Source organism: Dyadobacter sp. CY351, assembly GCF_021502625.1.
In the GTDB taxonomy this organism is placed as follows: domain Bacteria; phylum Bacteroidota; class Bacteroidia; order Cytophagales; family Spirosomataceae; genus Dyadobacter; species Dyadobacter chenhuakuii.
Genome location: NZ_JAKFFU010000008.1, coordinates 117,490 through 131,907, shown reverse-complemented (window position 1 = coordinate 131,907; position 14,418 = coordinate 117,490). Strand labels below are relative to the sequence as shown.

The window sequence follows — 14,418 nt, the reverse complement described above, 5'->3', positions numbered from 1 at the left end:
ATTTGTGGATCACGCTGATAACCGGCGTGATCCTCTTTTTTGATATGATATGAAAAAACTTTTGACTGCATTGCTCTTGCTTACATGCCTCACGAATTCCGTGGCGCAGAATTACGACGAGGCCAAAGTCCCGGCTTACACGCTTCCCGAAGTGTTGAAAACGGCGGCTGGGAAAGAAGTAACAAGCAAGAAAATGTGGGAAGAAGTGCGGCGGCCTGAGATCCTCAGGCTTTTTGAAAACAACATTTACGGGAAGATGCCGAAAGACTATGACAGCATTCGTTACACATTGAAAAATGAGGATAAGGCTGCTATGAACGGTAAAGCCCGGTTGAAAGAAGTGATTGTACAGGTTTTCAGGAACAAGAAATCGGTTCAGATCCATTTGGTCATGTTTATCCCGGGTAATGCTGCAAAGCCGTCGCCGGTTTTTGTTTTGATCAACAACCGCGGAAAAGACAACACGGATCCGACCAGGAAGGTGAAAAGCGGGTTCTGGCCCGCTGAAATGGTGATTGACAGCGGTTATGCGATCGCCGCTTTCCATGTGAGCGACCTTGCACCGGACAATAAGGATACATTTATGAACGGCGTGTTGCAGCTATATCCGGAACAACTGGAAGCGGATAATGGCATGCGGGCCATTGGCGCATGGGCCTGGGGCGCTTCGCGGGTGATGGATTATTTTGAAAATGACAAAGATATTGATGCAAAAAATGTAGCCGTTGTCGGGCATTCGCGGGGTGGAAAAGCCTCCTTATGGGCAGCGGCGCAGGACCGGCGGTTTGCAGTTTGTGTCACAAATTGTTCGGGAAACACGGGCGCGGCATTGGCCCGGCGGCAGTTTGGTGAGAGAATTGCCCGCATTAATACCACTTTTCCGCATTGGTTTAATAATAATTATAAAAAGTTTAACGACAACGAAAACGAGCTGCCCGTAGACCAGCATATGCTCATTGCACTGATTGCTCCAAGGCCTTTATATGCCACAAACGCCTTCAAGGACCTTTGGGCCGATCCGACGGGCACATTCCTCGCGCTGAAAAATGCGGAAAAAACATATGCGCTTTATGGCCGCAGGTCTAAGTTGCCGGTAAACCCTCCCGCTATTAATGTGCCTCTTTCACAGCCACCGCTGGCTTATCACAACCGCGAAGGCGAGCACGATATGACCGCTTACGACTGGGGTAATTTCATCCGGCTTATGAAATCCCGCCCTTAAAGGCATAAGATTTTTAGCCTTTCCTAATCACATTAGAACCTACTGATTATGGAAAATAACAGCAATCAAGGACTCTTTTCAGGGAAAACGGCCTTGTGGGCAGCCGCAGGACTGGGCTTATATGCCGCGGCCAGACATTTCTATAAAGAGATGATCAAGTTTGATTTTCAGGATAAAGTGGTGGTAATCACAGGTGGAGCGCGTGGGCTGGGCCTGTTGCTGGCGAGAGAGCTGGCTGCAAAAGGGGCGAACCTGGTGATATGTTCAAGAAATGGAGAGCAGATTGAAGTGGCTGAGCAGGAACTCCGGCAAATGGGCTCCATTGTGCTTGGTTTGAAAGCGGATGTCAGTGACCAGCGTGACGCTTCCCGCGTCATCGAAGCCACTATTTCTCAGTTCGGTCGGATTGATTTGTTGATCAATAATGCGGGCGTAATGTTGGTGGGTCCGGAAAATGTGATGGATGTGGAAGATTATAAAACGGCTATGGACACTAATTTCTGGGCTGCCTTGTACATGATCAAAGCCGCATTGCCTCATTTTCACGAGCAGAAAGAAGGCCGGATTGCCAATATCTGCTCGATAGGGGGAAAGGTTGCGGTTCCGCATTTGCTGCCTTACAGCGTTAGTAAATTCGCAATGGTTGCTTTATCGGAAGGGCTTCATGCAGAGCTGAAAAAAGACAACATTCACGTCACAACCGTGATCCCAAACCTGATGCGGACCGGAAGTCCAAGAAATGTTTCCCTAAAAGGCGACCACGAGGCAGAATATGCGTGGTTCAAGATTGCGGGCTCTTCACCGCTGCTTTCCCAGGATGCAGCCCAGGCGGCGGCAGACATTGTCAATGCTATCGCTTACCAGGAAACGGAAATCGTCCTGACGAATACGGCAAAAATGGCCGTTGCATTGCAGGGTGCAAGCCCTAGCCTCGTATCGCTGGCTGCTTCCATCGCAAACAGATTTTTGCCCAAGTCCGGCCCGGAAGGCGCTGTGATCCGTAAAGGTTATGAGAGTGAATCAGATAAATCAAAAGGAAAAGTAGCGTCAATCAGCGACCGGGCCGCACTGCAAAATAATGAAACGTAATTAATGTTCGGGTAAGGGACTGTGCGGACGCAACGAATCCAGAAAAGCGCTGAATTGTGCTAAAAAGCCGGTATAGCAGTCCTTTCCCATTATTTTCCCCATATTTCTTATTCCGGCGTAACCTGCGGTGATAAAAATCGCAATGTGCACAGGATCAGCGCTTTCCTTAATTTCTCCTGATTTTTTCCCTTGTTCAATCACATGCTGAATGGCGCTTTGCCAGGTTACCAGCAGCTGCCTCAATGCATTTCCAAACTGCTCATTAAGCGGCCCCATTTCCTCGATCAGATTCACCGCCGGGCAACCATATTCAATGCGGAAGAATGCGTTTTCCATCAGCAACCCTTGCATCATTTTATAAAGTGATTCAAGCGGATCATTGGCATGATGTAACGGCTCGATCATAGCCTCGTGCATGCCAGGCGATAAAACTTCTGCGATCAATGCCAGACCCATTTCTTCTTTGTTTTTGAAATGATAAAAGAATGCACCTTTCGTCACATTCGTGGAGGCAATGATCGTATCAATGCTCGTTGGCTGAAAACCATTCTTATAGATCAGTTCAAAAGCCTTTTGCAAAATGTCCAGACGTGTTCCGGCAGATTTATTCATGTCTTAAAACCGGATGTACGGCCGCTGGGAAAGTGGTGAGAACGGCCAAGGAATAGCCAGGAAAATGATCAGCAAAGCAATGCTGTAATAAATGAGGATCGTTTTGAATTTATCGCGGTCATTCACTTTTCGCTTTGCTAACGCCGATCCGATTGTAATAATAATGATGGCAATGAGCATGGCCGTTCCATGAATGATGCTGAAAAACGTGATCTCAGAAAGATCGAATGTCTTGGGATTAGTGAAAAAGTATTTTACCAAAGGGCTTTGCGTGTAAAGCGTAAAACCGATCGTGAGTTGCAAATGCGCTATCGTGGCAGTTGAATGCCTTATCAGGTCAGTTTTTTTAGTGAATGGTGTGTTTTCGAAATAGCCTTTAACGGCCATAACAATCGTGTAAACAAGACTCGTGACTACAAGCCACCGGAAAATTCCGTGCAGGAAAAGAAGGATAGCATACATGACCGCAAAGCAATTTTGCAAAACATACTAACCAGTATGTTTTGCAAATGTAGCGGTTATTTTTCACTGACAAAATATATCAATCATACTTCATCTGTATGGCCCTGATCTCACTTTTGCCGGAGCCGCTGCCTGCAACATTTACGCCCACCCTTGGCGCCCGGTCCCAGCGTGGCAGCCAGGGTGTTTCGATCTCCGTCGCACTCGTCAGCGAGTCGATCTTTTGTCCTTTTACATCCCAGCGAAATTCATAGAAACGGCCATAACGACTCTGCAAGCTGAGTTTAATGTCTTTGTATTTATCAGGAATCTCCTGCGTTTTGATCACTTCCTGCACGCCATCCTTCACCTGCCACAATGTAATGTGGTTATCCCGCACGCCATACCCGATCGCATTTTTGGCATCACCGTATACCATAATGTTCTGCGTCAGGTCTTTCTTGGCTGTTACCTCAGCTGTGAATGTATAGCTGCCATTTTTGATCGTTAATCCCAGAAAATTCCCCGTATTGGTCCGGTTCTCATTTTCGATTTGCAATGCACCGTTTTGGACTGCGTAATTCGGTTTTGAAAAGCTTACATCATAAACCCAGGGTGCTTTGAGGGTATCCTTATTGTAATTGATAGAAAAGTTGTGGTTGATCAGCGCACCTATTGCGATGGGCGCTTCTGCCTGCGCGGGAGTAGTTTTTCCATATCGGAAAGCCGGCCATTTGGTGGTTTCGTCCCACACCAGCTCGCTCAAAACGCCTTGTCTGCCTGCAAATGTAAAGTCAACGCCGTTGTAGGCGTGATGTAAATAAAAATAGCGGTTGTCGGGCGTCACCACAACGGTTCCATGGCCCGGGCATTTCCAGGTTTCATCGCCAAAAAGAGCAGGATTACCGGCATATTTTGTCCAGGGTCCTTGCAAATTTTCCGCCCTTGCAAAGCCCACCTGATAATCGCAATTGGCTCCGCAACAAGCATTGCCTGAATAAAGCATATACCAGTATTTACCCCGTTTGAAAATCGATTGCCCTTCCGCGCCGCCGGCTTCCCAGCCAGTTTGGTCAGCTTTGATAAGGGTAAATTCTTTGCCCGCCACTTTTAATCCGTCGGGAGCCAGTTCCGCACCCAGGATTTCGATCCCGCGGTCCTTATCCAGTCCATATGCCTTCCATGTGATGAAAAGCTTGCCATTATCTTCCACTATAAAAGCGTCAATCGCCTCTTTTGTCCATTCAATGATAACGCCATGGTCCTTGAAGCCTTGTTTCAGATCCTTCGTGCTTGCTACGCCGATGAAAGATTGCTTATCGGATTTTCGTCGGGCAGTGTAATAGCAATAAAAAGTCCCATCCCGAAAAAACAATTCCGGTGCCCAGTAACTGCCCATCGTCCATTCCGGCAAGTCGTTAAATACCGGCCCGACATATTCCCAGTCGACCAGATTTTTTGAGCTGTATATAGGATAAGCCGGTCCCCATTCCGAAGAAGTCCCTACAGCATAATACATGTCGCCCACCCGGATCACCGAAGGATCCGCAAAGTCGCCCGCAATGACCGGGTTTCTATAAGTGACAACCAGGCCAGGGGCTGGTTTAGGCTTGGGTTTTTGTGCGAATGCATGTGGTATTGAAATCAGGATCAGAAAGAAAAGAAAGGATATAGGCTTCATTTTGCAGTTATCGGTTGTTCCGGCTAAGGAAATGATTTTATTTCAACTTAGGAAACCAAATCGATATTCTGTCTGCGTGAAATCTATGTGCCTTGGGCTTAAATGAGGTTTAATGTTTCTTCTTTTCAATCATTTCGTGAGTTGTAACAACTTTTTGATTGTAGAATGCTCATTGATTTTTAGTCTGCAAAACAAAATTTCAGTCGATTGGTCAGGCAAATTTTGCACTTCATACTGCCATTTTCCTTTTGCGTGGGGATTGTCTACGACTGTTTTTACTATTTCGCCTTGCATGTTTACAATCTCTAACCTGACCTGGCTATTGTTCTCAGGAACTTCAAATGCAATCGTAAAATGTGCAGTAAATGGATTTGGGTATGTATTCAGATCGAATCCGGGTTCTTCACTTTCTGGTGTCTCCTCTTCAACGTAAGCCGCTACGCGCTGATTATCATACTTTCCCACATTGATCGCAGACGATGCATGCCAGTTGCCGTTCGCATCCTTCATGTAACAGCGGATCCCCAAATATTTCTCATCCGTCGTATACACACTCGCATTGCCACCGGGCGCGGCCGGGCCATTGATACCCACCTTACTCCACATATACTGAACCGCCCCTCCTTGTGCAGTAAGTGTCCGCCAGTCAGCATTTTTTGAGTAGGTCAGTTGCGGCACCCAGCCCGGCGCAACCGGATTAACTAACGCGCCAATGGTCGAAAACCATTTATTAGCAAGCCAGGTAAGGCCTTTGATTGATCCAGCGCCTTCGTAAAAGTGGGTGCTGTCGCTTCGGTATTCATCACCGCCATCACTTGCGGTAGTAGTGCCGGAACTTCCGCTTACATAATCTGTTTCGGAGCCGTTTAGATTGGGTAATCCTGTTGCGACGTTGCCCTGCCCGGTTCTAATCATAGAATTGAGAGGTCCAAATTTGCTGATGGATGCTTTCGATACATACCACGTAAGATTTGGTGCTCCGAAATCAGCGCGGGATTTGGCAATAACGGCTTGCAGTTTGGTTTGATAATCTGCGGAACTGGTTGCTTTGTAACTGGCATTGATCGACAAATCCGCGTCAGCTTCTCCCTGGTGCCAGAGCACTGCCCGTACGCCAAACAAAGACCCATAATAATTCAGGGCATTTTTTAACGTTGTGTAAGGCTGGCCGTAATAATCGGAAGGAATCATTGAACCTTGCTTATGTCCCACACATATCTGTACTCCCGTGTAGGGGTGCTTGGCTTCAACACCCGCACTGCCCTGTTTCCACTGTGTGATGGTAGTTCCTCCCGAGGCCGCATTGAAGAATGCAACGGGCATTCCGCCATTTACATCAGAGATAAGCTTGCCTAGCGTAGCATAAGCCCAAACGCTATTTCCCGATGGACCTAATCGTCCATATTGTTTGGCTTGATCGCTGGTATTCAATGAAAACATGCTTGTAAAAGATGCAGGAAAGTTTTTTGTGCAAGTTTTATCCTCGAAGGTGCCAACCACCCACTCCGGAATATTTGTATTTGATGGAAGTGCATCTTTGTCGTTTCCTGTTCCTTGCGCATTGGACTGGCCAGCAATGATAAATACATCGCCAATCCCAAATTTGGCCGAAGCATACACGACACCATTCAAAAGAATTTCAGTTAAATACCAACCCTTATCGACGACGAGTGTAGTGTAAAACATGCCGTTTGTTGCCAAACTTAGGTTGGTAGAGGGCCCGGCCGCCCCAAGAATTCCTGTTGCACTTACCGTTCGAATCCTATAACTCAGCGAAACTGCAAGGTTATTGGAAATAAGTTGACCTGAAACTGTTGCCGTTGCCTTGTTTTGTATGTTGCGCTGAAGCACAGAATTGTTGATCGGATATGACAGCGATACGGTTTGCGCGCAGCAAATTTGGGATATTAAGTAAGTGCATAGAAATATGCATTTCGAAAAAATGTTCATGGTCAGGAATTATGATAGATGATACCAATAAATTTTATCTTTTAACGTCGACCGACATTGCAAAATTCGACATGTTGATAAGTGGAATTTTAGCACCGTAATGTTGATTAACAGCTTTGATGACCTCATTTGCAATGATCGCTTGCCCAAGTGGGCTCGGGTAAATTCCGTCAGAGGAGAAAAAATTTCCGGAAGGTGAACCGTCGACTAATACACCGTCTTCAGTCTTATAGCCGCCCTGATGAATTCGTTGATAAAGGTCAAAAAGATCGACAACAGCCAAGTCTTTTTTTGCTGCATACTCTCTGATTTTTTGATTGTAGTACAGTTCTGGGTCAGCCATATATAACTCATCGAAATCGAGAACTTCTTTGTCTTCAAGATTCACCCTAAAAGTCTCATCATCTTTAAAATTTTCAAAAAGAGTATGAAGTTTTGCTGTTGGAATTAGGGAAAACGGCTTTGCGCTATCTACCAACCCGTCACCCACATTATTTTTATTAAAGGTGATATAAATGTTTGATGTTCTCTTTTTCAGGTCCTCGGTCGAATACCATTTCATATAAGCGAGATCCTGAAAACGAGGAATAGTGAAAATAACACCTTTCTGACCCTTGTTTAATACGTTGTTAATTGCTGAGTCAGTAATCCTTCCAGTATTCATAATCGATCCATTGAAGCAGTATTCCCATAGGCCGACCCGGCTTACAGTTTGTATTCCGTACATCCATCGATCAAAAAATTCCTCAATGATCACGAAATTATAGGGTATTTCAGATTTGATTTCGTCAAATGCTTCTGACAGATATGGGCGCCTATAATGATTGAATCGCGAAAGAAAAAGTTTATTTAAGTCACAGTTTACGCAATCATTGCCCATCATAAACCTTTCTGCGCTACCGTCTGGCAATGCAAAGTTGGAAATCTTCCCCTTATATTCCGGCATTGTCGGTAGGCCGCCAGCTGAGACAGGAATAGTATTATTCACAACCCGGTCCCATTGCGGATATTCGCTTTCCGTATTACGGTATACGTAATAGCCCGTTCCATTATAATGCTCTTTTTCAAACAGGGGCATAGCAAAATTTTTGATACCCATTTGATGAGCGAGCAAATTTGTGTAATTGGTTTGCTGGCTCTCGCGCGTAATGCCGCCATTCATGACTCCGGCAGTTAACCCACCGCCAAATGCGACCATTTCCATTTCTTGTCCCGGTTTTAGGATCCGGCCGAAATCAGCTAGCGACACGGTTGCAGAGAGCCATTCTTCGATTTTAAGCGTTGGTTGTCGTTCGAGGTTATCGTGAATCATTTCGGGATACTGTCCCATGGGGTGAATGCGCATGAATGGCCCGCGCGTTCTGGCGGAATCTTCTGCCGTGGGAATGTAAACTGGTACTTTTGGCTTCGGATCAGGCCAGCGAGGTGAGTGCTGACTACATGCAACAAGGGCAACGAGAAATAGCAACTTCTTCATGGATTTTTGTTTAGATGAAATATGAGAACATGAAAATTTTAGTCAGGTATCGTTGGTAAGTGAACTAATGCATACGAGGATACACTTTGTGAGAATTCGTGGTCAGAAGACATAAGTCTGCTTGTGTATCATTGAAAATTCTTGTCTGGCCCCACGGACTTAGCAAACCCTTTAAGGTCTATCAAAGGGATTTTTGCCCCGTAATAATTATTGATCGCCTTGATTACCTCATTTGCAATGATGGCCTGTCCAAGTGCTGAAGGATAGATTCCGTCCGAAGAAAAGAAATTGCCATGAGCAGTGCCATCTATTGCGATTCCGTCATCCGTTTTATAGCCGCCTTGATAAATGCGTTGGTAGAGATCAAAAAGATCGACCACCGCTAGATCTTTTTCTGCTGCATAGTCTCTGATCTTTTGATTATAGTATAGTCGTGGATCGGATTGGTAGGTTTCTCCTGCATCAATTACCTCGACATCAGGAAAATTAGCGACTAAAAAGCCATTTTGAGATCTTTTACAAATGCCATCCAGCTTGGCAGTCGGAATCAGCGAAAATGGTTTCAAAGGATTTATCGCACCATCTCCAACATGGTTTTTATCGAAACTGATAGACACATTTTTAAATTTGTCCATCGGATACCAATTCATGTACGGTAGGTGCTGGTATCGCGGGATGGTAAAAATCACACCCTTTTTACCATGCAGATTATAATTGATGGCATAATCCACAATCCTGCCTGTATTCATAATGGAGCCATTGAATGAATAACTGAAAAGATTGATCCGGGGTGTATTTTGGATTCCATACATCCAACTGTCAAAGAACTCATCAACGATTACGAAATTATAAGGTATTTCGCCCGGGATGTGCCCATCAAATCTGGTTACCAGAAATTTAGTAAAGTCGCAGTTCTCACAGCCCCAGCCTGGAACAAACCACTCCGTGCCGCCTTCAAATAATCCGTAATTCGAAATCTTACCCGGATAACGGGGCATAGTGGGCGGGCTGCCCGGAACAACCGAAATGGTATTATTCACAACCCGGTCCCATTGCGGATATTCGCTTTCCGTATTACGGTATACGTAATAACCTGTTCCATTATAATTTTCTTTTTCAAACAGTGGCATCGCAAAATTTTTGATTCCCATTTGGTGCGCCAGCAGGTTCGTGTAATTGGTTTGCTGGCTTTCCCTGGTAATACCGCCATTCATGACTCCCGCAGTCAGACCGCCTCCGAACGCAATCATCTCCATCTCCTGTCCTGGTTTGAGGGCGCGCCCGAAATCAGCAATCGGAAGTTCCGATGATAGCCATTCTTCAATTTTGAGTGTTGATGCGCGTTCGATATTGTCATAAATCATCTCGGGGAACCGGCCCATAGGGTGAATGCGCATAAACGGCCCTCGAGTTTTGGCGGAATCTTCTGCCGTGGGAATGTAAACTGGTACTTTTGGCTTCGGATCAGGCCAGCGGGGTGAGTGCTGATTACATGCGGCGAGGGCGATTAATAAGAACAACTTCTTCATTCTTAATTTGTTTTTAAATGGGACATGTAACAGAAACTGATCACTGAAAAACCTCAGATTAGACAATTGGGGTTATAACAAGTGATTATGCCTGCTGCTTTGAATGGCAGATTCCAGAAAATGAAGTTGAGTCGGATGCTTGTAGTATTATCTAACGATTGTAGTACTATCTGTTAATTGTGCTCAATGATAGTGCATATCATTATAACGAAGCGACGAAAATATAGGATAATGTTCCTGCGGTCCGTGCTGGTTATTTAACGGAAAATTAATTGCATATATAGAGGAAAATTGAGTAAGTGTCGAATGCCGGAAGTCGGCTAAGAAGGAGATTAAGCAAGCCCTGCCGGCTTCCCTGTATTTAAAGATAATGTAAGACTAAACTCAAAAAGAGCTTATTTTGAGATGATTTTACCGTTGATTTAGTCTGATCGATAATTAATCCCGTATCCAATGCCGACAATACATGCGGACAGACCAACAAGTATTCCAGAAAATGATCTTTCCTGCCAGTTATTCGACACTATGTCCGTCTGCATTAGCGGAATTTGTGGCAGAGTCTTATAGATTAGAAAATGTTGATTGCTCGCTTTTAGTCCGGGGTGTAGGCGATACGTATCTGATCAATTCACACCAAGGTCGCTTCATCCTTCGTCTTTATCGTTCGTCTCATCGGAGTTTCTCGAATGTTCAAGCGGAAGTAGGGCTGCTATTTACTCTAAAGCAGGCAGCTGTGCCCGTTTCGTATCCTATCATTGACCGTCATGGCGAAGCTATTCAGACCATTAACGCCATTGAAGGGCAAAGATGCGCAGTACTTTTCAGTTATGCGCCTGGTCAGGCAGAAAGAACATTAAATGAACGGCAGCTGTACATTTTTGGTCAGCAAATGGCGCGTTTTCATAAGGTTTCGGCGGCGTTGACATTAACAGGAGACAGATGGACTTTTGATAACAATACGACGCTTTTTGATCCGTTGGCCAAGCTAAAAGCAGCATTTGAGAATGACCAGGAAAGTTACACCTGGCTACAAAATGCAGCGCGTCGCATTGCCAGCCATTTAGCTTCCATTGACACCTCAAAATTTACAACCGGATATTGTCATTTCGACTTCCTTCCCAAAAACATGCACTTTGTAGGAGATTCAATAACATTTTTTGATTTTGACTTTATGGGGCGCGGCTGGTTGATGTATGACATCGCATCATTCTGGCAACACATGGCTATCGAAGTTTATGCAGGCCGTATGACGCAGCAGGCTTTTGATAACAACTATACTATTTTCCTTTCCGGATACCAATCACATCGGGCAATTAATGAGCAAGAGCTGGCGGCAGTCCCATATCTCTCGCTTGGATTTTGGTTGTTTTATATGGGCTTTCATACAACCCACGATCAATTTTACAGCTTTATACAGCCTGCGCAATTGAAAGTTTATGTCGCATTTTTGAAACACCTAGAGACGAAATTTTGGTTTTAAAAACAACATTGTCTATTCAGCGCAACCAAAAGAAAAAGGACTTGGCTTTTTAGCTAAGTCCTTGATTTTCAAAGTGGGCCCACCTGGAATCGAACCGCCCGGCGGCCCGGCAGGCACCTACTGATTATGAGCCATAAAAAAAGCACCTAACGAATGCTAAGTCCTTGATTTTCAAAGCGGGCCACCTGGAATCGAACTGCCCGGCGGCCCGGCAGGCACCTACTGACTATGAGTCATAAAAAAAGCACCCAACGAATGCTAAGTGCTTGATTATAAATGTGGGCCCACCTGGAATCGAACCAGGCACCTACTGATTATGAGTCAGTTGCTCTAACCGAATGAGCTATAGGCCCGTTACTTTTTCCTGGATAGGCCAGGCACCTACTGATTATGAGCGGACGCCGCGCGGTCAGTTGCTCTAACCGAATGAGCTATAGGCCCGTTAATGGACTGCAAAATTACTTAATAGCGGCAATTCTCCAAATCATATTGATAAGAATAACTTCTTTTGTCCGTTGCTTGTTTATTACTTTTGCCAAAAAATCGAGCTTTGAATAAAAGGAAAATCATTAACGATCCCGTTTACGGGTTTATATCTATCTCTTCTGATCTGCTTTACGACCTGGTTGATCATCCCTATTTTCAGCGTTTGAGGCGGATTAAGCAACTGGGATTGGCAGATGTCGTTTATCCTGGCGCACTGCATACCCGCTTCCATCACGCACTGGGCGCCATGCACCTCATGGGACAAGCCCTCAAAGTATTGCAACAAAAAGGCCACGCCATTTCGGAACCAGAATTTGAGGCCGCGCAAGCTGCGATTTTACTCCACGACCTGGGTCATGGACCGTTTTCCCACGTTTTGGAAAGTGTTTTATTACAGCATGTTGCCCATGAATCTATTACGCTGGTGATGATGAAAGCTTTGAACCGGCAAATGGAGGGAAGGCTGGATCTGGCTATTCAGATGTTTGAGGGGACTTATCCCAGAAAGTTTTTCCATCAAATGGTTTCCAGCCAGCTGGATATGGACCGGATGGATTATCTCAACCGCGATAGTTTTTATACGGGTGTGATTGAGGGTTCTATCGGTGCCGACAGACTCATTAAAATGCTTGATGTGAGCGAAGACCAGCTGGTAGTAGAGGAAAAAGGCTTGCTTAGCATTGAAAATTTCCTGCATGCGCGGAGGCTCATGTACTGGCAGGTTTATCTGCATAAAACATTGCTAAGCGCGCAGGCCATGCTCACCCAGCTGCTGCAAAGGGCCCGTGAATTGTCGGAAAGCGGTGCAACATTATTTGCCACACCGGATTTTGCGAGGTTTCTGCACAATAATTACAGCCTTGAGGACTTTGATATACACCAGGATCTGCTCGATTCGTTCAACGGTTTGGATGATAACGACGTATGGGCTTCTGTAAAGGGCTGGCGAACACATAGTGATCCCGTTCTCTCGACGCTCTGTACCATGCTCCTGAACCGGCAGTTGTTTAAAATTACTTTCTATGATGCTCCCCCAAGCGAGGCATTGCTTGCTGACTTACGGGGACAGCTTCTGGAAGCAGGCGTTGCTGAGGAGCAGATGGATTATTTTCTGGTAAGCGGCGAAACAACCAACTGGGCTTATGCAAAAGAACTCGACCCGATCCGGGTGAAAATGAAGGGCGGCGCGCTGCTGGACATTGCCGATGCATCCGATATACCAACCATTAAGGCGCTCACTAAGATTGTACGCAAGTACTATGTATGTTGGGCTAAAAATGTATCTTTGCGTGGTTAGTCAGGATCGTTAAAAGAAAAAGCCCTTTTCAAAATCCACTATAAGTACTCGATATTCGTTACCCGAAATTAGCCGAAAATATATGAAATTTACTGTCAGCGAGATTGCTCAAATGCTTGATGGAACCATTGTTGGAAATGAAAAAATTACAATTGATTCGGCTGCTAAAATTGAAGAAGGGCGTCCGGGCTGTATTTCCTTTTTAGCCAATAGTAAATACGAACCTTACATATATACAACACAATCCTCTGCCGTTATTGTCAACAAGGATTTTGTTCCTAAAAAAGAGATTTCGACAACCCTGATCTATGTCGAAAACGCTTACACCGCATTCACAATCCTGCTAGAAGAATATCAAAAACGCATCGCCGGTGGCAAAACAGGGGTTGAACAGCCTAGTTTTATCGGAGAGAACAGTCAGACCGGCGAGAATTGCTACCGGGGCGCATTTTCCTACATTGGTAAAAACTGCGTGATCGGGAATAGCGTAAAGATTTATCCAAACACATATCTCGGAGATAACATTGAAATTGGCGACAATTCGGTTATCCATCCCGGTGTCCGTATTTATGACAACACGATCATTGGTAAAAACTGCGTGATCTTCGCTAATACAGTCATTGGAAGCGATGGGTTCGGTTTTGCACCGCAAACTGACGGGACTTATAAAACAATTCCGCAGCTTGGCAATGTGATTCTCGAAGATGATGTAAGTGTTGGGTCCAATTCCACAATCGATTGTGCGACAATGGGTTCTACAATTATTCGCAAAGGGGTTAAAATAGATAATCTCGTGCAAATCGCACATAATGTAGAGATTGGAAAAAATACCGTAATTGCAGCACAGTCCGGAATCTCAGGATCGACGACGGTAGGCGAACAGTGTGTTGTTGCCGGACAAGTTGGGATTGTGGGACACATTACGATTGCTAATAAAACCAAAATCGGCGCCCAGAGCGGATTAGGGAAATCCATCAAAAAGGAAGGACTTTCGCTATCAGGCTCGCCAGCAAGGGATTTGAACGAACATTTAAGATCCATGGCCCTCGTAAGAAGGCTCCCCGAAATAGAAGAAAGGCTGAAAGATCTGGAAAATAAACACGAAACATCCGATTTTCAGGGTCAATAATACAACGCGCCTTTAAGAAGAAAAG

The 14,418-nt window shown here is 45.2% G+C and carries 11 protein-coding genes and 1 tRNA gene; 5 read left to right on the top strand and 7 right to left on the bottom strand.

The window, feature by feature from the left end; all coding sequences use genetic code 11:
• Window positions 1-49 precede the first annotated feature (49 nt).
• Window positions 50-1,222: an alpha/beta hydrolase gene (locus L0660_RS16730; protein WP_235160428.1), complete on the top strand. Its 1,173-nt coding sequence runs from the start codon at window positions 50-52 to the stop codon at window positions 1,220-1,222.
• 48 nt (window positions 1,223-1,270) lie between these two features.
• The gene (locus tag L0660_RS16725; RefSeq protein ID WP_235160427.1) at window positions 1,271-2,311 is read left to right on the top strand and encodes an SDR family oxidoreductase; all 1,041 of its coding nucleotides are present in this window, start codon (window positions 1,271-1,273) and stop codon (window positions 2,309-2,311) included.
• On the opposite strand, the gene L0660_RS16720 is transcribed toward L0660_RS16725, so the two are convergent.
• The 6 genes from L0660_RS16720 to L0660_RS16695 form a co-directional block, all read right to left on the bottom strand.
• A complete protein-coding gene (locus L0660_RS16720) occupies window positions 2,312-2,923 on the bottom strand; it encodes a TetR/AcrR family transcriptional regulator (protein WP_235160426.1) in 612 nt (203 codons plus the stop codon).
• Between the two features lie 3 nt (window positions 2,924-2,926).
• A complete protein-coding gene (locus L0660_RS16715) occupies window positions 2,927-3,385 on the bottom strand; it encodes a hypothetical protein (RefSeq protein WP_235160425.1) in 459 nt (152 codons plus the stop codon).
• 79 nt (window positions 3,386-3,464) lie between these two features.
• Complete coding sequence (locus tag L0660_RS16710; RefSeq protein ID WP_235160424.1) at window positions 3,465-5,045, bottom strand: glycoside hydrolase family 43 protein; 1,581 nt, start codon at window positions 5,043-5,045, stop codon at window positions 3,465-3,467.
• 129 nt (window positions 5,046-5,174) lie between these two features.
• A complete protein-coding gene (locus L0660_RS16705; protein WP_235160423.1) occupies window positions 5,175-6,896 on the bottom strand; it encodes a sialate O-acetylesterase in 1,722 nt (573 codons plus the stop codon).
• A gap of 133 nt (window positions 6,897-7,029) precedes the next feature.
• Entirely contained in the window at window positions 7,030-8,472 is a 1,443-nt protein-coding gene (locus L0660_RS16700; RefSeq protein ID WP_235160422.1) for a hypothetical protein, read from the bottom strand.
• A gap of 128 nt (window positions 8,473-8,600) precedes the next feature.
• A complete protein-coding gene (locus L0660_RS16695; RefSeq protein WP_235160421.1) occupies window positions 8,601-9,869 on the bottom strand; it encodes a hypothetical protein in 1,269 nt (422 codons plus the stop codon).
• A 628-nt stretch (window positions 9,870-10,497) separates the two neighbouring features.
• Between L0660_RS16695 and L0660_RS16690 the strand changes: the two genes are divergently transcribed.
• A complete protein-coding gene (locus L0660_RS16690) occupies window positions 10,498-11,481 on the top strand; it encodes a phosphotransferase enzyme family protein (RefSeq protein ID WP_235160420.1) in 984 nt (327 codons plus the stop codon).
• A gap of 279 nt (window positions 11,482-11,760) precedes the next feature.
• Here L0660_RS16690 and L0660_RS16685 read toward each other — a convergent pair.
• Window positions 11,761-11,834: transfer RNA gene (locus tag L0660_RS16685), tRNA-Ile, on the bottom strand.
• 197 nt (window positions 11,835-12,031) lie between these two features.
• Here L0660_RS16685 and L0660_RS16680 point away from each other — a divergent pair.
• The gene (locus L0660_RS16680; RefSeq protein WP_235160419.1) at window positions 12,032-13,264 is read left to right on the top strand and encodes an HD domain-containing protein; all 1,233 of its coding nucleotides are present in this window, start codon (window positions 12,032-12,034) and stop codon (window positions 13,262-13,264) included.
• A gap of 82 nt (window positions 13,265-13,346) precedes the next feature.
• Window positions 13,347-14,393, top strand: coding sequence for a UDP-3-O-(3-hydroxymyristoyl)glucosamine N-acyltransferase (lpxD, locus tag L0660_RS16675; protein ID WP_233797379.1), 1,047 nt, complete (start codon window positions 13,347-13,349; stop codon window positions 14,391-14,393).
• Window positions 14,394-14,418 lie beyond the last annotated feature (25 nt).